Source organism: Kitasatospora sp. Ki12, assembly GCF_054601375.1.
The window spans coordinates 67,301-89,283 of sequence record NZ_BAAIHT010000005.1; the positions used below are offsets into that span (position 1 = coordinate 67,301).

27 protein-coding genes and 2 pseudogenes are annotated in these 21,983 nt (G+C 72.3%); 15 read left to right on the forward strand and 14 right to left on the reverse strand.

Features of this window, described 5'->3' with window-relative positions; translation table 11 throughout:
* The first annotated feature begins 47 nt into the window (after nucleotides 1-47).
* From ACYP53_RS41535 to ACYP53_RS41555, 5 genes are all read left to right on the forward strand, one after another.
* Nucleotides 48-446, forward strand: coding sequence for a hypothetical protein (locus tag ACYP53_RS41535; RefSeq protein WP_459651270.1), 399 nt, complete (start codon nucleotides 48-50; stop codon nucleotides 444-446).
* 214 nt (nucleotides 447-660) lie between these two features.
* Complete coding sequence (locus tag ACYP53_RS41540) at nucleotides 661-909, forward strand: hypothetical protein (protein WP_189924186.1); 249 nt, start codon at nucleotides 661-663, stop codon at nucleotides 907-909.
* Between the two features lie 193 nt (nucleotides 910-1,102).
* The gene (locus tag ACYP53_RS41545) at nucleotides 1,103-1,618 is read left to right on the forward strand and encodes a DinB family protein (protein WP_459651271.1); all 516 of its coding nucleotides are present in this window, start codon (nucleotides 1,103-1,105) and stop codon (nucleotides 1,616-1,618) included.
* Between the two features lie 86 nt (nucleotides 1,619-1,704).
* Nucleotides 1,705-2,355 carry a LysE family translocator gene (locus ACYP53_RS41550; RefSeq protein ID WP_459651377.1) on the forward strand — a complete coding sequence of 217 codons (651 nt, stop codon included), beginning with the start codon at nucleotides 1,705-1,707 and terminating at the stop codon, nucleotides 2,353-2,355.
* A 153-nt stretch (nucleotides 2,356-2,508) separates the two neighbouring features.
* A complete protein-coding gene (locus tag ACYP53_RS41555) occupies nucleotides 2,509-3,027 on the forward strand; it encodes a hypothetical protein (RefSeq protein WP_459651272.1) in 519 nt (172 codons plus the stop codon).
* A gap of 4 nt (nucleotides 3,028-3,031) precedes the next feature.
* Here ACYP53_RS41555 and ACYP53_RS41560 read toward each other — a convergent pair whose 3' ends face one another.
* The 8 genes and pseudogenes from ACYP53_RS41560 to ACYP53_RS41595 form a co-directional block, all read right to left on the reverse strand.
* Nucleotides 3,032-3,532: a PH domain-containing protein gene (locus ACYP53_RS41560; protein ID WP_459651273.1), complete on the reverse strand. Its 501-nt coding sequence runs from the start codon at nucleotides 3,530-3,532 to the stop codon at nucleotides 3,032-3,034.
* 44 nt (nucleotides 3,533-3,576) lie between these two features.
* Nucleotides 3,577-4,236 carry a DEAD/DEAH box helicase family protein gene (locus ACYP53_RS41565; RefSeq protein WP_459651274.1) on the reverse strand — a complete coding sequence of 220 codons (660 nt, stop codon included), beginning with the start codon at nucleotides 4,234-4,236 and terminating at the stop codon, nucleotides 3,577-3,579.
* Nucleotides 4,237-4,417: 181 nt separating this feature from the next.
* Nucleotides 4,418-5,491 (reverse strand): ABC transporter substrate-binding protein, encoded by a 1,074-nt coding sequence (locus ACYP53_RS41570; RefSeq protein ID WP_459651275.1) that lies wholly within the window; start codon nucleotides 5,489-5,491, stop codon nucleotides 4,418-4,420.
* An 86-nt stretch (nucleotides 5,492-5,577) separates the two neighbouring features.
* Nucleotides 5,578-7,131, reverse strand: a complete 1,554-nt coding sequence (locus tag ACYP53_RS41575) for an RICIN domain-containing protein (protein ID WP_459651276.1) — start codon at nucleotides 7,129-7,131, stop codon at nucleotides 5,578-5,580.
* A gap of 538 nt (nucleotides 7,132-7,669) precedes the next feature.
* Nucleotides 7,670-7,831: pseudogene (locus ACYP53_RS41580) on the reverse strand (IS630 family transposase); the annotation flags it as partial.
* A 95-nt stretch (nucleotides 7,832-7,926) separates the two neighbouring features.
* Nucleotides 7,927-8,343: a GNAT family N-acetyltransferase gene (locus ACYP53_RS41585; protein WP_459651277.1), complete on the reverse strand. Its 417-nt coding sequence runs from the start codon at nucleotides 8,341-8,343 to the stop codon at nucleotides 7,927-7,929.
* A gap of 185 nt (nucleotides 8,344-8,528) precedes the next feature.
* A complete protein-coding gene (locus ACYP53_RS41590; protein ID WP_459651278.1) occupies nucleotides 8,529-8,738 on the reverse strand; it encodes a DUF397 domain-containing protein in 210 nt (69 codons plus the stop codon).
* On the reverse strand, nucleotides 8,723-9,562 hold the full coding sequence (locus ACYP53_RS41595; protein ID WP_459651279.1) for a helix-turn-helix domain-containing protein: 840 nt from the start codon (nucleotides 9,560-9,562) through the stop codon (nucleotides 8,723-8,725). The genes ACYP53_RS41590 and ACYP53_RS41595 overlap by 16 nt, the downstream gene beginning before the upstream one ends.
* A 119-nt stretch (nucleotides 9,563-9,681) precedes the next feature.
* Here ACYP53_RS41595 and ACYP53_RS41600 point away from each other — a divergent pair, with 119 nt between their 5' ends.
* From ACYP53_RS41600 to ACYP53_RS41615, 4 genes are all read left to right on the forward strand, one after another.
* Nucleotides 9,682-9,891 (forward strand): hypothetical protein, encoded by a 210-nt coding sequence (locus ACYP53_RS41600; RefSeq protein ID WP_189924213.1) that lies wholly within the window; start codon nucleotides 9,682-9,684, stop codon nucleotides 9,889-9,891.
* Nucleotides 9,888-10,136 carry a hypothetical protein gene (locus tag ACYP53_RS41605; RefSeq protein WP_189924215.1) on the forward strand — a complete coding sequence of 83 codons (249 nt, stop codon included), beginning with the start codon at nucleotides 9,888-9,890 and terminating at the stop codon, nucleotides 10,134-10,136. Before ACYP53_RS41600 ends, ACYP53_RS41605 begins: the two co-directional genes overlap by 4 nt.
* 74 nt (nucleotides 10,137-10,210) lie before the next feature.
* On the forward strand, nucleotides 10,211-10,678 hold the full coding sequence (locus ACYP53_RS41610) for an NUDIX domain-containing protein (protein WP_459651280.1): 468 nt from the start codon (nucleotides 10,211-10,213) through the stop codon (nucleotides 10,676-10,678).
* Between the two features lie 163 nt (nucleotides 10,679-10,841).
* Nucleotides 10,842-12,527: a CocE/NonD family hydrolase gene (locus ACYP53_RS41615; protein ID WP_459651281.1), complete on the forward strand. Its 1,686-nt coding sequence runs from the start codon at nucleotides 10,842-10,844 to the stop codon at nucleotides 12,525-12,527.
* A gap of 150 nt (nucleotides 12,528-12,677) precedes the next feature.
* On the opposite strand, the pseudogene ACYP53_RS41620 reads toward ACYP53_RS41615, so the two are convergent.
* A pseudogene (locus ACYP53_RS41620) lies at nucleotides 12,678-13,505 on the reverse strand (alpha/beta hydrolase); the annotation flags it as partial.
* Nucleotides 13,506-13,548: 43 nt separating this feature from the next.
* Here ACYP53_RS41620 and ACYP53_RS41625 point away from each other — a divergent pair.
* The gene (locus tag ACYP53_RS41625) at nucleotides 13,549-14,031 is read left to right on the forward strand and encodes a MarR family winged helix-turn-helix transcriptional regulator (RefSeq protein WP_459651282.1); all 483 of its coding nucleotides are present in this window, start codon (nucleotides 13,549-13,551) and stop codon (nucleotides 14,029-14,031) included.
* A gap of 75 nt (nucleotides 14,032-14,106) precedes the next feature.
* Here ACYP53_RS41625 and ACYP53_RS41630 read toward each other — a convergent pair whose 3' ends face one another.
* A complete protein-coding gene (locus ACYP53_RS41630; RefSeq protein ID WP_459651283.1) occupies nucleotides 14,107-14,400 on the reverse strand; it encodes a hypothetical protein in 294 nt (97 codons plus the stop codon).
* A gap of 168 nt (nucleotides 14,401-14,568) precedes the next feature.
* The gene (locus ACYP53_RS41635) at nucleotides 14,569-15,753 is read right to left on the reverse strand and encodes a serine hydrolase domain-containing protein (protein ID WP_459651284.1); all 1,185 of its coding nucleotides are present in this window, start codon (nucleotides 15,751-15,753) and stop codon (nucleotides 14,569-14,571) included.
* Between the two features lie 209 nt (nucleotides 15,754-15,962).
* Between ACYP53_RS41635 and ACYP53_RS41640 the strand changes: the two genes are divergently transcribed.
* Nucleotides 15,963-16,571 carry a DUF2306 domain-containing protein gene (locus tag ACYP53_RS41640; RefSeq protein ID WP_459651285.1) on the forward strand — a complete coding sequence of 203 codons (609 nt, stop codon included), beginning with the start codon at nucleotides 15,963-15,965 and terminating at the stop codon, nucleotides 16,569-16,571.
* Between the two features lie 58 nt (nucleotides 16,572-16,629).
* Here the strand turns inward: ACYP53_RS41640 and ACYP53_RS41645 are convergent, their stop codons facing one another.
* Complete coding sequence (locus ACYP53_RS41645) at nucleotides 16,630-17,037, reverse strand: hypothetical protein (protein WP_459651286.1); 408 nt, start codon at nucleotides 17,035-17,037, stop codon at nucleotides 16,630-16,632.
* 216 nt (nucleotides 17,038-17,253) lie between these two features.
* Here ACYP53_RS41645 and ACYP53_RS41650 point away from each other — a divergent pair, with 216 nt between their 5' ends.
* Nucleotides 17,254-17,664 (forward strand): PPOX class F420-dependent oxidoreductase, encoded by a 411-nt coding sequence (locus ACYP53_RS41650; protein WP_459651287.1) that lies wholly within the window; start codon nucleotides 17,254-17,256, stop codon nucleotides 17,662-17,664.
* A gap of 66 nt (nucleotides 17,665-17,730) precedes the next feature.
* On the opposite strand, the gene sigJ is transcribed toward ACYP53_RS41650, so the two are convergent.
* Complete coding sequence (gene sigJ, locus ACYP53_RS41655; protein ID WP_459651288.1) at nucleotides 17,731-18,681, reverse strand: RNA polymerase sigma factor SigJ; 951 nt, start codon at nucleotides 18,679-18,681, stop codon at nucleotides 17,731-17,733.
* 122 nt (nucleotides 18,682-18,803) lie between these two features.
* Between sigJ and ACYP53_RS41660 the strand changes: the two genes are divergently transcribed.
* Both ACYP53_RS41660 and ACYP53_RS41665 read left to right on the forward strand, forming a co-directional pair.
* Nucleotides 18,804-19,280 (forward strand): carboxymuconolactone decarboxylase family protein, encoded by a 477-nt coding sequence (locus ACYP53_RS41660; protein WP_459651289.1) that lies wholly within the window; start codon nucleotides 18,804-18,806, stop codon nucleotides 19,278-19,280.
* An 86-nt stretch (nucleotides 19,281-19,366) separates the two neighbouring features.
* Entirely contained in the window at nucleotides 19,367-19,894 is a 528-nt protein-coding gene (locus tag ACYP53_RS41665; RefSeq protein WP_459651290.1) for a SixA phosphatase family protein, read from the forward strand.
* Nucleotides 19,895-19,906: 12 nt separating this feature from the next.
* On the opposite strand, the gene ACYP53_RS41670 is transcribed toward ACYP53_RS41665, so the two are convergent.
* Nucleotides 19,907-21,280: an FAD-dependent oxidoreductase gene (locus tag ACYP53_RS41670; RefSeq protein ID WP_459651291.1), complete on the reverse strand. Its 1,374-nt coding sequence runs from the start codon at nucleotides 21,278-21,280 to the stop codon at nucleotides 19,907-19,909.
* A 270-nt stretch (nucleotides 21,281-21,550) separates the two neighbouring features.
* Between ACYP53_RS41670 and ACYP53_RS41675 the strand changes: the two genes are divergently transcribed.
* Nucleotides 21,551-21,922 carry a hypothetical protein gene (locus ACYP53_RS41675; protein WP_459651292.1) on the forward strand — a complete coding sequence of 124 codons (372 nt, stop codon included), beginning with the start codon at nucleotides 21,551-21,553 and terminating at the stop codon, nucleotides 21,920-21,922.
* Nucleotides 21,923-21,983 lie beyond the last annotated feature (61 nt).

Genomic DNA, 21,983 nt, shown 5'->3' on the forward strand with positions numbered 1-21,983 from the left:
GCTCGCAGAGCAGACCCACAGGAACCGCACCAGGGGAGTCGTCACCCATGAACAACACGTCCGGCAAGCTGGCGAGGACGGCCGCAGTCCTCGGCCTCACCGTGGCCGCGCTGACCGCCGTATCGGCCGCCCCGGCCACGGCGGGCACCTCCGCCACGGCCGGCTGCACCAAGTACTACAAGGTCGACAACATCCAGGTCCAGGTGGACAACTGCTCCGACGGCTGGGTCTGGATCTACACGGGCAGCGGCACCTACTACACGGCCACCGTCCGCGTCACGGACAACTTCGGCCACGACCGCGGCGAACAGCGGGCGGACGCGGGCAAGGCCACCGCCGTCAAGTACCAGCAGGTCCACAGCATCAAGATCTGCGGCACCAAGTGGCTCGGCATTCCCCACGCCAGCCCGTGGTGGACCGACTGCACCAACGAGATCTACGTCTGACCGTCCGGCGGTGACCCGGCCCCGCCGCCGCGGCGGGGCCGGGAGCGTGCCACGGGGGCGGTGTCGGGCGGGCCGCGGCGGGCCGCGGGCGACCGACAGCTTGATGCCACAATTGGTCTCTACCATTGCCTCGAATCCCGGATTCCGGAAGGCTCGCAGCCGAACGCCGGGACGCGGAATCCGGTGTTCCCGCCCGAGGAGGGAAGACACCGACATGGCACTGCGCAGAGCGGTTTCCACCGTGGCCCTGGCCGGACTGCTGACGGTCGCCGGCGGCCTGGCGGCCGCCCCCGCCGCCCAGGCGTCCACCACCAGGACCACCGGCTACACCTACATCGGCATGTACCCGAGCGGCGCCGCGTGCGACGCCGCCGGCCGGGCCTACGTGACCAGCGGGGAGGCGGTCACCTACTTCTGCGACGTCGCCCCGACCACGGCCCGTCTCTCCGTCCTGTTCTACTAGCCGGGCTGTCCGGCCCGGCGTCGAACCCGGCCGGCCCCGAACACGCCGTCGCTCGCCCCTCCCCTCGGCGAGCGGCGGCGCCCGCTTCCGCGCCCGTACCGCTGGCTCGACACCCTCTGACGGGCGGCGCTCTGACGGGCGGCCCGGAAAACCGCGTGCCCCCGCCCGGCCGCCCGGGGTATCCTGCGCCGCCATGGCACCCGAACTGCAACGCCCCCCGCTCCGAGCGGACGAACGCACCGCGCTCATCGGCTGGCTGGACCTGCAACGGCAGATCCTGCGCTGGAAGTGCAAGGGGCTGAGCGAGGAGGACGCGCACCGCCCGGTCATCCCCACCTCGCCGGCGATGACGATGGCCGGGCTCGTCTCCCACATGCGCTGGACCGAGCACATCTGGCTGGAGGTGCTCTTCCTCGGCGGCGACGAGAAGCAGAACCCCGCCTGCGACGAGTCGACCGAGGGCGCCGACTGGCACACCGGCGGCCGCCCCCTGGCCGAACTCCTCGCCGAGTACGAGGCCCAGTGCGCCCGCAGCAACGAGATCGTCGCCGCGGCCTCCCTGGACGACGTGGGCCGCCACACCGGCTTCCACTCCGCCGGCGCCAACCTGCGCTGGATGCTGATCCACCTCGTCGAGGAGACCGGCCGCCACGCGGGCCACGCCGACATCGTCCGCGAACTCCTCGACGGCACCAAGGGCTACTACTGACCCCCCGTCCAACCGCCGACCCCTGTCCAACCGCCGGGTCCTAGGCCGAAAGTCGCTCTGGTGCCCGTGTGCGGGCGCGGGGGAGGATCCCGGGCGTGATCAGCTCTCATCAACTCATCGCCTTCTGCTCCACGTCCCTGCTGCTGTCCGCGATCCCGGGGCCGAGCGTGCTGTTCGTCATCGGGCGGGCCCTGGCCCACGGGCGCCGCACCGCGCTGGCCTCGGTGCTGGGCAACGCGCTCGGCGGCTACGCGCTGGTCGTCGCGGTCGCCCTGGGCGTCGGCGCGGTGGTCGAGCGCTCGGTCGTGGTCTTCGAGACGGTCAAGCTGGCCGGGGCCGCCTACCTCGTCCTCCTCGGCGTGAAGGCCCTGCGGGCGAGCTGGAGGAACCGCGCGCAGGCGGTCAGTTTCGCCTCGGCGCCGTCGCGTCGCGGGGGCTCGGTGTGGGCCGGCTTCACCGTCGGGGTGACGAACCCGAAGAGCGTCGTCTTCCTCACGGCGATGCTGCCGCAGTTCGTCGACCGGGAGGCCGGCCACGTCAGCGCCCAGATGCTGCTGCTCGGACTGGCGGGCGCGGTGCTGGCCCTCATCTCCGACGGCCTGTGGGGGCTGACGGCCTCGGCCGCGCGCACCTGGTTCGGCCGGTCACCGAGGCGGATGTCCCTGATCGGCGGCACCGGCGGGCTGGCGATGATCGGGCTGGGCACGGCCGTCGCCGTGTCCGGCCGCGCCGACTAGACCTGTTGCGTGGGACGTCGGACCGGCCGACTTCCCACGGGGGCTGAGCCCGCGCCCGGCCCCGCCGGGCGGGGAAACCCGTTGCCCGCACGCGCCCGACCGGCCACGATGAGGCCCGCCCCGCACACCCGCACGAGAGGACCCCGACGTACCGTGCCGAACCCGACCGACACCCTGGGCGCGGTGACGGCCGCCGCCGAGCGGCTCGAGGACCTGCTCGACGACGGCAACCACGTCGCCATGATCGAGCTGTACCCGGTGGTCCCCGTCCCGGTCCCGGCGGCCGGGGCGGCACCCGGCCAGGACGGGCTGCGGGAGATCGCCCAGGCCGTCTACGACGCGGTGCCCGGCGGATGCCGGCTCGCCCTACCGGTCCGGCCGTACGAGCAGGCCGACGCCTGGCGGGACATCCTGCGCCACGACGTCACCGAGGGATACATGCAGCCCGCCCGGCGGTTCGGCTCCGCGGTGCCCCCGTTGCGCACCCCCGAGGAGATCCGGCGCACGGGCGAGGCCGCCGACGGCCTCGCCGACCTCATCGAGGCGCACCTGGGACCGGTCCGCAGCTGCGGACCGGTCCCAGGCCCGTACCCGAAGGTGATCTGGTGGCGCCGCCTGCTGCTGGTCTCCGACCGTCGGGCCACCATCCTGTACCTCGGCATCGACCACTGAGAGGTCAGGAGCGGGGAGGCCGCACGGCGTCCGTGACCGACGCCCGGTAGCCGTTCAGCCTGCGGAGGTTCTCGGCGAACGCGTGGTCGCGCCGGCCGCTGGTGTGGAAGCCGGGCATGGTGAGCGGGCGGCCGTTCGCCCGGTGCAACCGGACCTGCCAGTACGGGCCGGCGCGAGGCGTACTTCGGCGCCGCTCCTCGAAGCGGGTGATCTCCGCCCACGGGATCGACCGCCTCATGACGAGGCCGCGCAGGTGGACGTGGTCAGGGGTCAGGCGGGTGGTGCCGACGGCCTGATTGACCATCCGCAGCACGATGAGCAGCCAGAGGACCGCGATCCCGATCACGAACGCGCCGCGGTCCGGATCGGGCCGGTTGCCGGTCCTGGTTCCCGGGAGCCACCAGCACGCGGCGGCCGCTCCACCCCAGAGCACGCTCATGCCGACGATCGTCCACCTGTTGCGCAGCAGGTCGCGTCGCCCGAGCCCGAGCCGGATCTCATCCACCGGCCGAGCATAGAGGCCGAACCAGGGTCTGTTGCGAAAGTGGATCAAGAATCGTGGCCGGCTCGGGCGGCTGTCCGGTCTGGCCAGCCCCGCCGCAGGGGGAGACAGCCGGATCGGAGCGCGTCGCGCTGTTCGGTCACCCACTGCTCAACCTGGTCCACGGATTCCGCGACGGGCCGGTCCGTGGTGTCGAGCGGGTGGGTGCGCCATCGCCGGTCGTCGGCCGTCCACCCGGTCCAGCGGTGCCAGGCCATGCGGTGCCAGCTGTCGTCGACGATGACGTCGGGCCGGTATCGGGGATCCTCGGCGTGCCGGCGGTGCCAGGCGGCCCAGCCGAGGAAGGCGTCAACCGCCGGAGCGTCCCACCGGCCCGGGTCGCGCAGGGTGAGCCTGTCGCGCCGGACCTCGTCGGACACGTCGACCAGACACAAGGCGATTCCGTCCAGCAGCGGGGCGGAAGGGCTGGCCAGGACCTCTCCCATCGGGGACTGCCCGGTCAGCAGGAGGTCGACGCCGCGGTCCTGGTACTCCAGCGCGCGACGCACCCACCTCTCGGTCGTACGGTTGCGCCACCGGCGGTCGGCGCCTTCCGGCACGCCGAGCTCGTCGACGTCGTGCACGGCGACCCGCTCCAGCCGCTCGCCCACGGCGTGGGCGAGCGTGGTCTTGCCCGAACAGCTGGAGCCGGTCAGTTTGAGCAGCATCCGACCAGGATGGCGGGTCGGTGGTGGTGTCCTCGAAGGGTTTTCCGCGAGACGTTCCGCGCCCGCTCGGGCTTGTCACATCAGGCCCTTCGCATCGGCCACGGCCCGCAGTGGCACGAAAGACCCCAGTGGTGGCCGCGTGGGAAGTCGGCCGGGCCGACTTCCCACGCCAGGGGCCCGTTCAGCCGGTGTGGAGGACGCGGAAGCGCTCGGGGGCCGCCGGGTCGCGGTCGGCGACCTGGACGGGTGGCCAGGCCCACTGCCAGGTGCTGCTGTCCGGGGTGCGGGAGAAGCGGATCCGCCCGCGGGTGCCCTCGACGTCGACGCGCGGCCAGGCTTCGGCGATGCGCGCCCGGTCGGTGCCGGCCGAGCGCAGGACCTCGGCGAGGACGATGACGGTGTCGTAGCCCTCGAAGGCGACGAAGGAGGGCTCGGTGCCCAGCCCTTGGCGCAGGGCCGTGCGCACCCGGGTGCCGAGCGGGCCGAGGTGCTCGGGCAGGTAGCGCAGGAACGGGACCGCCGATCCGCCGTCGCCCAGCGGCTGCGCCCATTCGGCGAACTCCGGCTGCCCCGCCGGGGCGCCGATCAGGACCCCGGCCAGGCGCGGGTCCTTGCGGACGGCCTCGACGACGGCCCCCGCCGTATCCGGGGCGCCGGCCAGGAGGAGGAGCGCGGTCGCGCCGTGGCGGGCGAGTTCGTCGGCGACGGCGGTGGGGGAGAGCGCGGTCAGGTCGAGTTCGACGAGGGTGGCGCCGTGGGGGGCGAGGTGTTCGCGCAGGATGCCGGTGCCGGAGGTCCAGTAGACGTTCGGCTGGATCGCGACGGCGATCCGGCGCTGCCCCGCGCCGAGGAGGAAGTCCCCGTAGCGGCGCCAACCGTGCGCCTGCGCCGGGCAGATGCGGGCGACCCACTCCGAGGGCCGCTCGGTGAGCGCGCTGAGCACCGCCGAGGAACAGAGGTACGGCAGGCCGAGCACGTCCGCCCGGGCGGCGACGGCCTGGGCGACGACGCTGTGGTACTCCCCGGCGATGGCGGGCACGCCGAGGCCGGCCAGCTCGTCCACGGCCGCCACCGCCCGCCGCGGATCGGCCGCCGTGTCCCGGACGAGGAGTTCCAGCGGCCGCCCGCCGATCCCGCCACCGGAGTTGACCTCCCGCGTGGCCGACTCCAGCCCGGCGAGCAGGTGCCGGCCCGCCTCCACCCACCCGGGCCGGGACAGCGGGGCAAGGGCGCCTATCTGCACGGAGGTCGTCATGGCGGACATTGCATCCGCCGTGATCGCCGCCAGGCAAGCGGTTATCGAGGGCAGGGAGTGGGAAGTCGGCGGGGCCGACGTCCCACTCACGCCAGGGGCACCCAGGACTGGGAGTTCGCGCTGCCCGGCGCTGTGGTGGTCAGGGGGGCGCCCACGGCGATGCGCGAGCTGTCGAGGACCCGGCCGGTCTGCGGGTTGGTGAACCTCAGGGTGCCGTTGCCCTTGGTGACCGTCCACTTCTGGTACGTGCTGGCCGGGTCGAAGGCCTTGGCGGTGACCGCGCCGCCGACGGCGGCGGGGGCGGTGAGGGTGAGCGGCTGGGTGCAGGCGTCGGAGATCCGCACGGTGCCGTCCGCGTTCGCGTCGACCCTCCAGCGCTGCCAGGCGCGGGTGGTGTCGAAGGTGCCGAGGCTGATGTTCGCGCCGGCGGCGGCGATGCACGAACCGTAGACCTCGAGCGCCAGGGCGCCGCCGTCGCTGAGGCTGTGGTACGTGCCGTCGCCGACGACGCTGGGCCCGTAGTCGATGGCGTGCGGGGTCAGCTTGCCGAGCGCCGTGCTGTCGGTGGGCAGCGGCGGATTCGCCGCCGGGCGGGCGGTGTTGAAGTAGGCCGAGAAGTTGCCCGGCCGCCGCGCGGTGAGCGCGTCGATGCTCCTGTTCCAGCCGCCGTCGGTGGTGCGCCAGAGGTCGAGCAGCGAGCCGGCCACGTTGCCCTCCACCCGGTCGCCGACGTCCCACCCGCTGCCATAGGTGTACTCGGTGCTGCTCCCGTTGCCGTAGACGAAGCGGTTGTCACCGAGCAGGTAGGCGCCGACCGCGTCGGCGAAGCCCTCGGTCCACGCGGAGGTCTCGGCGCCCATCCGCCAGATGTAGTGGGCCGCGAAGCTGTCGTCGGGCGGCCACATCCCGTTGTAGAGGCGGTGCATGAAGAAGTGGCCGGCCTCGTGCAGGATGTAGTGCTCGGAGTCGGCGTCGGCGCCGATGAGGTAGACGGTGTTGGAGCTTTGCTCGTACAGCGAGTGGTCGTGGTCCGACTCGTACGCGCGGATGGTGAGCTCGGTGCACTTGCCGCTGTCCGGTTCGAGGGTGGACCAGCAGGCGCTCTTCGGGTTGTTGCGGGACCACCACAGGAGATTGACGGTGTCGAAGGCGTGCCAGGCCCGCGCCGTGGACGCCTCGGCCTTCATCGTGCCGAGGTTCGTACTGGCGGTGACGGCGAGCCGGGGCACCGACTCCATGGTGACGTACTGGTTCTCGCCGTCCAGGACCCGCCACAGCCGGCTGCTCTCCGCCCAGGCCTGCACCCACACGACACTCAGCGAGGTGGTTTTGGTGGGCGTATAGCAGAGGTTGTAGCTGCCGTCGTCCCTCCCGCTGTACCCCCGGACGCCGAGGTAGTGCGGGTCGTCGTTGCCCTCGGCGCCCCACAGTTCGAGGTTGGCGTTGCGCACCGGCTTGGTACGGGTGGGCTTGGCCGTTCCGTCCTCGGCGGACTGGTAGTCGTACTGGAACGCGCCGCTGAGGCAGATCGGGGCCGCCGCCCTCGCGGGGGTGGCTGTGAACGGGACGGCGGCCACGGCGGCGAGCAGGGCCGCGGCCAGGGCGACGACCTGGTGGAGCAGTCGCAGTCGGACGGTCATGTCGGTCCTCCCGGTAGTGCCTTCTGAGAAGCGCTACGTAACCCGGGGCGCCGGACACCGTCGTTCGCCGTCGATCCACCCCGGACGGCCCATGATCGACGGCGCCGTCAGCCGCACGGCAGAGCGCGAAGCGCGGCGTGCGGAAGCGCGGGTCGGCGCCCGGGGCGGTGGACGAACCGTCACGTGCCCGCGCTCGGCGCGGGCACGTTGGCACGCGTCGCTACTTCTCGACGGCGATGTCGGCGAAGCTGATCGCGAAGGCGTCGGGGTCCTCGTCCTCGTCCAGGTGGTAGCTGGCGCTGGCCCAGGCGTCGACGAGACGGAGGCGGCGCGACGTCGGGTCGGCGGGGTCGCCGGCGATGAGGACGACGTCCTGGTGGGTGTCGGTGTTCTCGACCTCCTCGACCCACGGGGTGGTGGCCTGGTGGCGGTCGTCGCCGGGGGTGATCAGGCGGGTCGCCTTCTCGAACATGAGGTGCCAGTGCCGCATCAGGCAACGTTGTGGCTGGCGTGGTCGGTGCCGTCGAGGGTGAGTGTTGATCTCCCGGCGCTCGGGCAGGGTGAACGGCCGTGGCCGCCCGCCCAGCACCATCTGCGCCCGCCGCCAGGTCACCACCGACCCGGTGCCCCGGCGGACGATCCGCAGCAGCCGGCTGCCCCCGTCATCATCGATCTCGCGGACCCGCACGCGTTCCGCCACCAGGCCAGCTCGACGGAAACCCGCACATCCCAGGTAGTCAACCGGACGCCGGGTCGCCAACCATGCGGTGCGGGAAGGGGATCCGTTGCGTCGGTCTACAGCTGATCGAATGTCCAGGTGAGTACCACCTGTCCCGTTTCCGGGACACCGCCGGCGCGACGGTACGTCGCCAGTGCCGCCGCATTCTCCTCGTCCGTGATCGTCCACACGCCGTAGCAGCCCTGTTCACGTGACAGGTCCGCAAGCGCCGACACCAGAGCCCGGCCGACGCCACGCCCACGGAACGACTCATCCACGCCCAGCTCGTACAGGAACATCTCGGTTCCCTTGTCCGGATGGGTCATCTCGACACCGGTGACAATCCCCGCCGGGACGTCGTCCACATAGGCGATCAGGAGGTGATGGCGCTTGTCCGTCAGGAACCGTTCAGTGGCCTCCCGCCCTGGGACGGTGTCGAAGAGATGTCCAGCGGCGTTGACCGCCTCGACCTGAGTGACACGACGGATCTCCATTCGAGGATCCTGGCACGTTCCGGCATCGGGGGGCCGCCACTTTGTTGTAGAGCGCTCCCGACGCCGAACCCATCTCTACGGCCTTCGGAACCCCACCGCTCTGACCTCTGTCGGTTTCTCAGCAGGGCGAACGTAACGACACGGCCCCGCCACCCCGGGCGGGGTGGCGGGGCCGGTAAGTGCGGTCAGCGGGCGTCGAATTCGCCGGTGCGGACAGCAGTGACGAAGGACTGCCAGGCGGAGGAGGAGAAGACAAGGGCCGGGCCGGAGGGGTCCTTGGAGTCGCGCACGGGCGTGACGGCGTCGAAGCCGTCGGCGACCTCGATGCACGCAGCGCCGCCACCGCCGCTGTACGAACTCTTCCGCCAGGAAGCGCCCGTCAGGTCGACATCCACTCCAAGTCCCTCCTTACCGCACGGATAAAGGCTCGCGTCTCGGCCTGGCCAAGGGCCTCGATCGCGAGTCGATCGTAGCCTCTGGTCAGTGCGGCAACCGACTTGGTATCGCGGTCGATGTAACCGCGCTGCTCTACCTCGCCATAAGCGAGAACTTTGCCGTTCGGCATGGTAAGGAGAGCCGTCATGTGAGTGAACGGCCGATCCTCACCCAAGGTGAATGGCGCAACCTGGATGACCACGTTGCGGCGGGTGCTCATCTCCTCAAGGTGGAGCAGTTGTTCGACCATGACGTCTCGTCCACCGACGATCCTCCTGAGTGAAGCCTCGTCCAGCACCACGTGCAGGAGGGGAGGAGAGGGCTGCTCCAGGATCTTCTGGCGGTTGAGCCTGAATTCGATCCGCTCCTCAACCAGCTTCTCGCTGGTGCCGTTCTGCCTGGCGTAACCCGTTTCGATGGCCGTTGCGTACGCCCGGGTCTGGAGAAGCCCGTTGATGACATCGACCTCGAAGATCCTGAGCTGCTCCGCGAGGGCCTCGTAGCGGGCGTAGTCCGGGAGGCCCTCCAGGATCGCCGCGTTCTTGAGCTGAAACCACATCAGCAGCATGGTGCCGTCGGTGTCGAGCGCTTCGTCCGCCAGTTCGGCAAGCCTGCGCTTCGGGGGGCGCTGCGCAAGTTCGACGTACGACAGGTGCGAGGCGGAGCACTTCAGGCGCGGGGCCAGCTGCTCCTGGCGGAGGCCCTTGGCCTCGCGGAACTTGCGGAGTTGGATCCCGAAGGGCGCCCAGGGGCTCGATTCAGGGTCGATCGTCTTCTTGTTCACGGCAGTCCTCAACTCCCGCCCGGCCCGAAGGCAAGTAGCAAGCCGCTTCCGATCGTAGGCCACGCTGCGCCACCATGTGCACAGAACGTGAAACTCCGATCGCAGAGGGTTCCATGCCCATGCCCATGCCCGACGACAAGGTGCCCCGCCTCCTCGGCTACGGGGTCCGCTTCGACCCCGACTCCCAGCGCTACCGGGTCCGCAACGAGATCACCGGTGAGTGGATGCTCCAGGACTCCGGTGAGCTGGCCACCTTCACCTTCTTCACCGACGCCTACAGCGCCTGGCGGCAGTTCGAGGTCCACCCGAGGCCGGGGGAGGAGCGATGAGTTCCACCCTCTCGCGGGCCACCGCCGAGCAGCGCCGGCAGGCCGCAGCCGTGCTGGACGACCTGACCACCGTCCTCACGCTCGGTGGTGTCAAGTTGCCCTCCATCGAAGTCGACTGGGAGTACGGCCGCCTCACCGGAAACTTCCTGATCGACCTCGGCCCGGCCCGCCCGGTCGACCTCCTGCGCGTGGTCGACCTGCTGCGCAAGGGCCTGCGCTACGAGCGCCTCACCCATGACGACTGAACTCCTCGGCCGACTCCTCTGGTGGGCCTGCTTCGCCGTCGTCCTCCTCGCCGCCCTCAGGAAATGAGCCCCTGGTGCGTGACCCCCGCCTCCTCGCCAAGCCGCCGGTGTGCCGGCTCGGTTGCCTCGTCCTCGTCCGCAACCAGTGCGGCGACGTCCTGCTCGTCGACCCCGACTACATGGACGGCCTCATCCTCCCGGGCGGCGCCGCCCGCCCCAACGAGCCCCCGCACCTGGCCGCCGCCCGACACCTGCGGGCCGAGACCGGCCTGATCCTCCGTCTCACCGAGGTGATCGCGGTCGACTTCACCCCGGCCGACCGCTACCTGGAGCGCCTCAACCTGGTCTTCGACGGCGGCACCGTCCCCGACCACGTGCGCCTCACCGTCCCGCCGCAGCACAAGTCCGGCCTGCTCGGCGCCCGCTTCGTCCCCGCCCACGAGCTCCCCCACCACATGGCCCCCGCCCAAGCCGCCCGCGCGGCCGAGGCCCTGGCCAACCGCTCCCTGCCCGTCCTCCTCCACGGCCAACGCGCCGCCTGAACACGACAGTTGGGTCCGAACTTGTTCGTGCCTGGAGGTTTAAGGTGGCGCCGATCACTCGTTCGAGTGATCGGCGCCAGTTGCTTTCCTGTGAAGATCTCGACGGATGGAGCATGTCTCTGACACTTCGTCATCCCCTTTTCCCTGGAAGGCCTTCACAGCCATGTCGACTGACAGTCCCTCGAACAGCCCGTTCGCGCTCAACGCCGACGAAATCGCCAGGCTGGACGCGATCCGCGCCGGGCTGCTGGACCCGTCGCCGCGCCTGATCGGCAGCCTGGACCAGTGGGGCCTGGCCGACACCTACGAGTCGTACGCGGAGATCGCCTCGTACCGCGAGCTCTCGGTCGCCATGGACGACGGGACGGAGCTCGACGTGTCGCTGAGCGTCCCGCGCAACCTCGCACCCGGGCAGACCTGTCCGGTGGTCGTCCTGCCCGCCCCGCTGAACAAGTACGGGCACCGGGCCTACCTCGGCATGTTCCCGCGCTGGGCGCTGGGCGGCTACGTCGTCCTGGCCTACAGCCAGCGCGGCCTGGCCGCCTCCGGGGGCGAGATCCAGGTCGCCGGACCGCAGGACGTGGCCGACGCGACCACGCTCATCAACTGGCTGACCACCCAGGACGGCGTCGACTCCGAGCGGATCGGCTTCTTCGGCGCCTCCTACGGCGCCGGGACGAGCCTGCTGGCGGCCGCGAAGGACCCGCGGATCAAGGCCGTGGCCGGCACCAGCGCCTGGGGCGACCTGTTCGCCTCGCTGTACGAGAACGGCACCCGCCACCTGAAGGCCTTCGAGGAACTCGTGAAGCTCTTCGGCGAGGAGAAGTGCTCCAAGGAGTTCCGCAACGTCATCGAGAAGATCCGCAACAACATCATCGACGACGAGGTCCGGGAGTTCGCGGAGGTGCGCTCGCCCAAGAACTACCTGGCCGAGTACAACGACTTCGCGACGCCGATCCTGATGGCCACCGCTTGGCACGAGACGATCTTCTCGGTGCCCGCCGTCGTCGACTTCTTCACCGACCTGACGGTGCCCAAGTCGCTGCTCGTCCAGATCGGCGACCACGGCAACAGTGAACTCCCGGGCCTGGCCGGCCTCTTCTCCAAGCCCACCGAGATGGCCTACCGGTGGATGGACCACCACCTCGGCGGCCACGCGGGCGACGGACGCGAGCCGCGGTTCGGCGTCCGCTCGGAGTACATGCACAACCTGCTGTCCGACCTCCGGAACCCCGACTGGGAGAGCTACGTCCTGCCGCCGAGGCGGTTCCACCTGGCCGAGGCCGCCGGCGAGCGCGACGGGCAGCTGACCGACGGGCAGCCGCAGTCGGGCTGGTCCCGCTCCCTGAAGGCCACCGGCCGGGACACCGGGGTCTTCGTCGCCCCGAAGCTGATCCAGACCGGCCTGGCCGAGCGCGCGGGCCTGCCCCACGTCTACAAGACCGCCGAGGTCGACCGCGACCTCGCGGCGTTCTGGACCAGCACGCCGTTCACGCAGCCCATGCGCCTCCAGGGCACCCCGCAGGTGCGGGTGACCGTGACGCCGCGGGCGATGGACGCCACGATCGTGGCCTACCTGCTGGACTGCGACCCGGCCACCGGCAAGGCCCAGATCATCACCCACGCCCCCTACACCGTCACCAACGGGCAGGCCGGCCAGGCCACCACCGTGACCTTCCCCCTCCAGCCCGCCCACTACGTCCTGGCCGCGGGCCGCCGGCTCCAGCTGGTCATCGGCACCCACGACCCGTTCTTCTCCGACGCCAACTCCGCCCCGACCACCCTGGACATCACCGCCCCCGAGGGTGCCGGGGCCTACCTCGACGTCCCGCTCGGCAGCGTGGACTGACAGCGGCCCAGCCCGCCGTTCGGATCGGCGTAGGAAGTCGGCCCGGCCGACTTCCCGCGCTGCGCTGACTCGCTGGCGCAGGAACAGCGCGGCGCGGTCCAGGGCCTCGTCGGCCTCGTCGAGGACGCCGGCGAAGGACTGGAACACGTGCGGCACGTCCGCGGTGACGTCGAGGATGACGTCCACGCCCGCCGCGCTCGCCCGCGCGGCCAGCCGGGTGGAGTCGTCCAGCAGCACCTCGTTGGCGCCGACCTGGATGAGCATCGGCGGCAGGCCGGTCAGGTCGGCGTGGAGGGCCGGGCTGAGCAGCGGGTGGCGCGGGTCGGCTCCGGCGAGGTACATCGCGCCGGTGTGTTCGAGGGCGGCGCGGGTGAAGATCGGGTCGACGTCCTCCTTGGTGTCCATGCTCGCGCCGGTGCGGGTCGCGTCGGTGCCCGGGGAGAAGGCCAGGACGGCGGCGGGCAGCGGCAGGCCCGCGTCCCGGGCGGCGAGGCAGGTGGTGACGGCGAGGCCGCCGCCCGCGGAGTCCCCGGCGAGGACGACGGCGGCGGGGTCCGTGCCGCCGTCGAGGAGGGCGCGGTAGGCGGCCAGGGTGTCCTCGATCGCGGCGGGGAAGGGGTGTTCGGGGGCGAGCCGGTAGTCCAGCGAGTAGGCCGGCAGGCCGGTCCTGGCCACCAGGTGCCCGGTCAGCGAGAGCGCGGTCTCGGGCGAGCCGAAGACCCAGCCGCCGCCGTGGAAGTACAGGATCACGCCGGGGGTCGGTTCTCCGGTGCCCGGCCCCGCCGTCGGTTCGACGCGCAGGGCGGGCCGGCCGCCGAGCGTCGTCGGCGTGGTGCGGATGCGGTCGTGCGGCACGATCATCCGGGCCATCAACTCCCGGAATCCGGCCCGGATCTGCTCCACCGACCGGGGCCCGTCGGGGCTCGGGTCCGGCTGCCGCAGGATCCGGTCGACCTGGATGCGCTGTTCCCTGCTCATGGGCACACTCCCGCCACAAGTAGCTTCCCGTACACTATATGCCGTGGAATATACATTGAGTGGGGACCGTGCCGCAGCCGGCTTCCCCGGGCTCTTTGCCGACCTGGTCCGGTGCGAGACGCGCCTCTACAACGCCCTCGGCGACCGGCTCCGTGAGCGGCACGGGATCGTCACCTCGCAGTACGAGTTCCTGAGCTACCTGCGCGACCACCCCGGCTGCCGGGTGGCCGACCTCGCCGCCGAGTTCGCCATCGGCGTCGGCGCCACCAGCAAGGGCGTCGACCGCCTGGAGAAGCTGGGCTGGGCCGCCCGCCGGCCGAACCCGGCCGACCGCCGCTCCTCCCTGCTCGCCCTCACCGACGACGGCGCCCGCCTCGTCACGGAGGCCGAACGGACCTTCACGGACGGCCTCGCCGAACTCCTCGGCGCCACCCTCGACGACCCCGCGCTGACCGCCCTCGCCCGGGCCCTCGCGACCCTGCGGACCGCGCTCGAACGCGACCGGGTCGGCACCCCCACGGGCTGACGGGCCGACAGGTCAACGCCGCAGCGCGGGAAGTCGACCCGGCCGACTTCCCGCGCTCCGCCGCCCGTCCCGGGGCTACTCCTGCGCGGCCTTGCGGCAGGCGTTCCCGGCGACGACGGCGGGGACGTAGTCCTCGCGCAGGAGGTGGTAACAGCTCTGGAAGGCGGCCTGACCGCCGGCCGCGCCGATCTCGCAGGCGTCCTGCGTGACCTGGGTGTCGGCGTCCGGCTTGTGCTCCAGCACGTAGTAGAAGCAGCCCTGCGGGGTCGCGCTCGCGGCCGGGGCGAGCGCGACGGCACCGCCCAGGGCGAGGGCGAGGGCGCAGCCGACGGAAGCGACTCGTCGTACCAGCTTCACAGTGATCGACATCCTTTCGGAATACCGGCAATGGACGGGCGGGCCCGGGGGGTGATTCGCCCACGAAGCCTGACCCCGGACATGCATACCGGACGGTGCGCCGCGACCCTCCGGACGCCGCGCCGACACCCGATCAAGATCACCCCGAAACGGTGGCCGCCCGAACCGTTCGGTGGGCGGTCAGTCGCCCGCGCCGCACAGCGCGTGCTCGATCAGGGCCTCGGCCGCCTTCTCCTGCGCGACGGCGTGCTCCAGGGAGTCCCCGCGCGCCTCCGACATCGAGACCACCGCGCTGCGCCGGCCGTCCCCGGTGACGCCGTTGAGGGTGATGTAGCCGCCATCCCCGCCCTCGTGGCTCCAGTACGTCCCCGTCCTGCCCCCGCCGCAGTCCAGCGGGATCCCGACCAGGCCCAGCCCGTACCGGGTGCCCTTCGGCCACATCGCGGCGGCCTGCGGGTTCCCGGAGACGTCGACCCCGTCCTTCATCGCGGCCAGCTGACGGGGCGCCAGCAGGCGCCCGGAGAGCAGCGCGCGGAAGAAGGTGTTCTCGTCCCGGGTCGTGGTGACCCACGACAGCTCGGAGGAGACCGGGACCTGCACGGTGACGTCCTTCTCGGCGCCGGGGCCGTAGAACTCGTAGGCCCGGGCGTGCGGTTGGGGCAGGGTGGGCGTGGTGCCCGTCCACCGGGTCCGGCTCAGGCCGAGGGGTCGCAGGACGCGGTCCTCGACCTCGAGGTGGGAGGGACGGCCGGTGGCCCGCTCGATGACCAGGCTCAGCATGACGTAGCCGGTGTTGGAGTAGCTCCAGCCCTTCGCCGGCTCCTGGTTCATGGCGCGGGCGACCAACTCCTCGGAGCTGTAGCGCAGGAATCGCTGCTCGTCGTACTCCTTCGCCGTGCGGTACCCGGGCAGGCCGGCGTCGGAGATACCGCCGGTGTGCTGGAGCAGGTCGCGCAGGGTGATGCGGGCGGGGTCGTAGTCCCTGCCCCAGGGCACGTCCGGCAGCCACCGGCCGACCGGGTCGTCCAGGGACAGCCTGCCCTCGGCCTCCAACTGCAGGACCACCGTGGCGATCAGCGTCTTCGACGTACTGGCCATCCGGAAGTAGCCGTCGGGGGACACCGGGCGCCCGGTGCGCAGATCGGCCGTGCCGGCGGTGGCCGCCGACGAGCGGCCGTCCGGGCCGACCGTCCGGGCCTGTACGCCGCTGATGCCCAGGGCGTGGATCGCCTCCACGTCCCGCTGCAACTGCTGGGCGGGGGATGGGGCATGGGCGGGCCGGGCGGTGGCGGTGGCCGTGCCGGTGGCGAGCAGCACGGCGACACCGGCCGCCACGGCGAGGTGCTTTCGAAGATTCGAGGTCATGTCTGGACGCTAACCATTTCCGGCCCGTGGCGGGGCGTGCTCGGGTTTGCCTCAGGGGGGATTGGGGGGATGTCCCCATGGCATCGGCCGCGAAGGGCGTAAAGGTCTCCAATTCCCTTTTGTGGAAACGAAAATGAGGGTTCTTTGGGGGATTCTTCTCGGGGTTGACCCTGATGCCGGGCCGCTCGGCGCGCCCCGACACTCTGGGCATGCGCATCACCCGGGCCGGTTGGGCCCTCATGACGGTGCTCTCCACCCTGATCGTCCTGCTCTCCGCCAAGTACGCCGGCCTCGACCCGGACGACTTCCTCAGCGAGCAGCGCGACACCTACCTCCACCACCGACTCGCGCTCGGCGTCCACATATCCGGCGCCGTCGTCGCGCTGGCGGTGGGGCCGTGGCAGTTCTCCGCCCGCCTGCGCCGGCGCTGGCCGCACTGGCACCGCCGGATCGGCGTCCTCTACCTGCTGGGCTGCCTGGTCGGCGGGATCGGGGCGCTGTTCCTGGCGCCGCTCGCCTACGGGAACGCGGTCTCCCGGCTCGGCTTCGCCTGCCTGGGCGTGGCCTGGCTGATCACCGGCGGCATCGGACTGCGGATGATCCTGCGAGGCCGGGTCGAGGACCACCGCCGGTGGATGGTCCGCAGCTTCGCCCTCACCTTCGCCGCCGTCACCCTGCGGCTCATGCTGGTCGCCGCCCTCGCGGCGGGCTTGGACTTCCGCACCTGCTACCTGGTGATCGCCTGGCTGTGCTGGGTGCCCAATCTGCTACTGGCCTGCTGGTTCACCCGCACCCGCCCGGTACGGGAGGTGGGCTGACCGGGCGCAGGGGAGCGCCCCGGGCCCGTGATGCGGGTCCGGGGCGCTCAGGCCTTCGTCAGGGGGTGGTGCAGACGGCGGTGGCGCGGATGGACTCCTCCACGGTGTTGGTGTTGGTACCGCGGATGAGCCAGTAGCTGCCGCTCGGGTAGGAGTCGGTGAAGAAGATCTTGTACGCGCTGGTCTGGCCGCCACCGCCGGTGGGCACCTGGCCGGAGGGGCAGGAGACGGCGGCGGACGCGCTCTGGCCCGGGGGCACGACGTTCCAACTGCCGAAGACCTGCGTGTGCGCGGCCAGCAGTGAGGGGTTGGCGGCGGTCGGGTCGTTGGGCATGGTGACGGTCGGCTTCGCGACGGGCTTGTCGTCGGGGGCGGGCTTGTTGTCGGCGACCGCCGTCGCGGTGCTGCCGGCCAGAACGGTGGCCGCCGCGAGGGCGGTCAGGACGAGGGGCTTCATGCGGGCCATGCGTGGTCTCCTGGGACGTCGGGTTTCGGCTCAGTCGGCGGAGGGTGGGTTCCCGCGCCGCAGTCGATGCGTACTCGAACTGCCTCGGGTGTTCCCGGACGGCGCGGTGGCCCGTTACCCGGGCGGAGGAACACCGGCGCTCGGCCGGGCTAGCGGGTAGCGGGTGTGGCGTCCGGCCTTGACCTCCAGTGGACTTGAGCTCCTAGGGTCGGCCGGGTGATCTTCACTGAGACAGAACGCGCCTACCTCGCCGCCCAGCCGCTGGCCCGGCTGGCCACCACCGGCCCCGACGGCGGTCCGCAGGTCCGCCCGGTGGGCTTCCGGCTCAACGCCGACGGCACCATCGACATCGGCGGGCCCGCCATGGCCGACAGCCGCAAGTACCGCAACGCCCGGGACCGTCCCGAGGTCTCCGTGCTGGTGGACGACATGGCCCCGGCCGACGACCCGGTCGCCGCCGGGTGGGGGCGCGGCGTCGAGATCAGGGGGCAGGCCGAGGTGCTGGCCGTCGACGTGCCGCCGGTGGCGCCCGACCGCTTCAGCCGCGACATCGTCCGCGTCCACCCCCGGCGGGTCATCACGTGGAACCTGGAGTCGCTGGGGAGCGCCGCCCGCGACGTCGGGTGACAGCCGTACGGCCGCGGGGGAGCGGGAAGTCGGCCGGGCCGACTTCCCGCTCCCCCGCGGCACGCCCTACCGCTGCGGCCGCAGGCCGAGGTCGGAGAGCGGGCCGAGGTGGGCGAGCTTGTCGGGGTTGTTCACCGCGTGGAAGGCGCGGATCGCGCCGTCGGCGATGTCGAGTGCGATGACGCCGGCGACGCGCCCCTGGGGGTCGAGCCAGAGGGCGCCCGGGCGGCCGTTGACCAGGACCGGCTTGCGGGAGATGCCGAGCTCGCGGTTGCGGCCGAAGCCGAACATCAGCAGCTGGGCGACGCGCTGCAGGCCGGCCACCGACCGGCCGACCGAGCGGGCCTTGCCGCCGCCGTCGCCGTGGAAGACCACGTCGGGCGCCAGCAGTTCCAGCAGGGCCGCCAGGTCGCCGCCCTCGGTGGCGGCGAAGAAGCGGCGGGCCAGCTCCTCGCCCTCCGCGCGCCGCCGCGGCGCGGGCCCGGCGTCCGGGGCCGCGGGGGCCGCCGGGGCCAGGTGCTTGCGGGCCCGGGCGAAGATCTGACGGCAGTTCGCCTCCGACTTGCCGGTCATCGCCGCCACCTCCGGGTAGCCGTACCCGAAGGCCTCGCGCAGCAGGAACACCGCCCGCTCGGCGGGGGAGAGCGCCTCCAGCATCAGCAGGAACGCCATCGACAGCCGCTCGGCCACCTCGGCGTGCTCGGCCGGGCCGGCCGGGCGCTCGGCGAAGGCGACCACCGGCTCGGGCAGCCACTCCCCGACGTAGCTCTCGCGCCGCACCCGCGCCGACTTGAGGTGGTTGATGCCCAGGCGGGTCACGGTCGTGGTCAGGTACGCCTTCGGGTCGTCGACCGTCGTTCCGGCCAGGCCGGCGCGGGTCAGGCCGAGGAAGGTGTCCTGGACGAGGTCCTCGGCGTCGCCCACCGAGCCCGTCATCCCGTAGGCGATGGAGAACAGCAGCGGCCGGTACCCCGCCGCGTCCGCCGCCGCCGCCGCGTCCGCCGCCGGTTCCGTCATGGAAGTCCCCCTCTCCGGCGCCCCGCCGTCGGGTGGCGCACGTCACATCCGGGGCCTGTCACAGACCGCCGGGCTGCCCTGTCTTCATGGGCAGCAACGGACAACGTACCGAGGAGCACACCATGGAAGCCCGCCTGAACCCCTTCGCCAGCCCCGTCCTCGGCAAGGTCTTCAAGCACTTCATCGCCGCCAGCAAGGCCATCACCGACGACGTCCTGCCGTACACCACCCAGGAGCTGGTGCGGCTGCGCGTCAGCCAGATCAACGGCTGCGGCGCCTGCCTCGACATGCACTTCAAGGAGGCCGTCCACGCCGGCGAGGACCCGGTGCGCCTCAACCTGGTCGCCGTCTGGCGGGAGGCGACCGTGTTCACCGACGCCGAGCGGGCCGCCCTGGAGCTGGCCGAGGAGGGCACCCGGCTGGCCGACGCGGCGGGCGGGGTCAGCGACGAGGTGTGGGCGAACGCCGCCAAGCACTACGACGAGGAGCAGCTCGCCGCGCTGGTCGGCGTGATCGCGGTCATCAACGCCTTCAACCGGGGCAATGTGATGATCCGCCAGCCCGGCGGCGGCTACGAGGTCGGCATGTACAGCCACTGAGCCGGTGTGGCGCGGGGCGGGTGGGCGGGCGGGGCTGTCACGATCCTTGCCGTCGCAGTTCGTGCGGGGGAGTGAGGGAGGACGCCATGTCCGAGGAGCTGCCGCGCCGGATCGTCCTGATCCGCCACGCCAAGGCCGAACAGCCCGACGAGTTCGACGGGGACGACCACGAGCGCCCGCTCGCCGAGCGGGGCCGCAAGGACGCCCCCGTGCTCGGCCGCTGGCTCGCCGGCGCGGGCCTGGCCCCCGACCTCGCGCTGGTCTCCACCGCCCTGCGCACCCGCGAGACCTGGGAACTCGCGGCCGCCGAGCTGGCGACCAAGCCGAGGACGGTCTTCGAGGACCGGCTGTACGAGGCGAGCCTCGGTGAGCTCCTCGGGGTCCTCAACGAGGTGTCCGACGAGGTCCAGGACGTGGTCGTGGTCGGCCACAACCCGGGCGTCCACGCGCTGGCCGACGCCCTGGCGGGGGAGGCGGAGGGCGACCTGCTCGCGCGGATGAACCGCTCCGGGTTCCCGACGGCGGCCGCCGCCGTGCTGACGTTCCAGGGGAGTTGGAAGAGCGTCGAGCACGGCGCCGGGCGGCTGGCCGCCTTCTGGATGCCGCACGCCTGATGCTGAGGCTGATCACGCCGGTATGAGCGCGTCCCACTGGTCGCGGGTCGGGCCGTCGTGGGTGGGCGTGAAGTCCGGGCGGGCGGCCAGCCAGGCGCTGACGCGTTCCTGCACCTCCTCGCTGCCGAACGCCTCGTCGGGGGTGCGCAGCAGGTGGCGGACCTGGGCCCGGGCGCGCATCACGACGGGGTCGTCGAAGGCGCAGGCGGCCTGGGCGGCGGCCCGTACGTCCGTGGACGGTTCGCTGTCGGCGAGGCGCTGTGCGCCGGTGCGGTCGGACGCCACCTGCGCGTCGAACCACCGGCGCAGGGCCCGCCTCGTCCAGGCGTGGTAGCCGGTGGGGTCCGCGGCGATCTCCTCGACGTGGGTGGCGAGGCGCTGGGCGGCGAGCAGGCCCAGCGCCACGCCGTGGCCCAGGGTGGGGTTGGTGTGGATGAGGCTGTCCCCGGCGTTGACCAGGCCGGTGACGACGGGTCCGTCGTCGTCGGCGAGGGAGGTCCAGCGGTTGTCCAGCCCGGCCATCGCCAGGACCGGGGAGCGCGGCTCGGGGTCCAGGTCGAGCCAGGCGGCGGTGGCGGGGAAGCGGCGGGCGGCGGCCTCGAACACGGCCGGGTCGGTGAGCGCGCCGCGGGTGCGGTCCGCCGTGGAGAGCACCACGTTGACCGCGAAGGTGCCGTTGTCGGAGGGGAAGACGCCGGCGAGCGCGAACGGTGCCGCCGAGCCGGGCCTGATCCGCCCCGGGCCGCGGGGGCCGTCGGGGCGCAGCCGGTACCAGCGGCACAGGTAGGCGATCCCGGCGCGGTGGCTCTCCACCACGGGCGGGCGGGCCCCGGCCGCCACCAGCCAGGCGGGCACCGGCGAGCGGCGGCCGCAGGCGTCGACGACGAGGTCCGCCCCGTACGTCTCCTCGCCCACCCGTACGCCGGTGACCCGGGGCGGCCGCCCGTCCCGGACGGCGAGGGCGCTCACCCGCCGGCCCCGGCGCACCTCGACGGTGGGCTCCCGCCGTACGGCGGCGGTCAGGGCGGCCTCCAGCACGATGCGGCGGGTGCGCAGCGTCACCAGGTCCTCGTCGCCGGCCCGGTGCGGCGGGTGCTCGCCGAACCAGTCGAAGTCGTGGTACTCCTCGGCGCCGCGGGCCAGCAGGTCCGCGTAGACGTCGGGGGCCTCGGCGTGCAGCACGGTGCGCACGGGGGCGAGGAAGGAGTGCGGCTGGACGGCCTGGGGGACCCGGGGGCGGTGCCAGCGGTAGAAGTCGTGTTCCGGGTCCTCCCCGGCCTGCCGGACGTCCTGTTCGAACAGGGTGACCTGGTGTCCCCGCCGTCCCAGCATCAGCGCCGTCCCCAGCCCGCTGATCCCGCCACCCATCACCGCAACCCGCGCCATCCGGCTTCCCTCCGCGTCGTGTTGCGGGCCGAGCCTACCGCCCGGCCGGTTCCGGTCCGACACCAGGTCAGGGCATGTGGCGGAGGTCTCAGGGCCCCGGTCCCGGCGGCGCACTCCGGCGGCGGGCCCGCCCGGCGCCGGGGCCGACCTTCACGGATTCGTCACGCAATCGCGAACTCCGGTGTCGCGCGGCGTACCTGGGCCCTATGGTGATCCCGGACCTGGGCGGGGGCCGGTCCGGTCGGAGTGGCAACGGCGCTTGGGGGACACATGGGCGAGTGGGACGGATTCCTGGCGGAGGACCACACCGTGGCGGAGAGCGGCGCCTCGTTCGCCTACGCGGAGACCGAGGCCGTCGCGGTCGAGGAGCACGCGGAGTTCGCGTTCGCGGCCGAGACCGAGGTCGAGGTCCACGCGGTCGAGGTGGTGGAGGCCGTCCAGGTGGTGGAGGTCGACGTGGTGGAGGCGGTGGCGGTCACGGAGGTCACCTTCGAGAGCTACCTGTCCGTGACGGAGACCGATGTCGCCGTGGGCTCCTACGAGTCCCACGAGTCCGAGGCGTTCTACGGCGGCGAGGCGGCCCACGACACCGACCCGGGGTACGACGCCGACACCGGGCACGACGGCCAGGACCTGATCTGACGCTGCCCCAGGCCCACCGCGCCCGGCGCCGGGTGGGCTGATCCTCCCCGCCTGCCGCCAC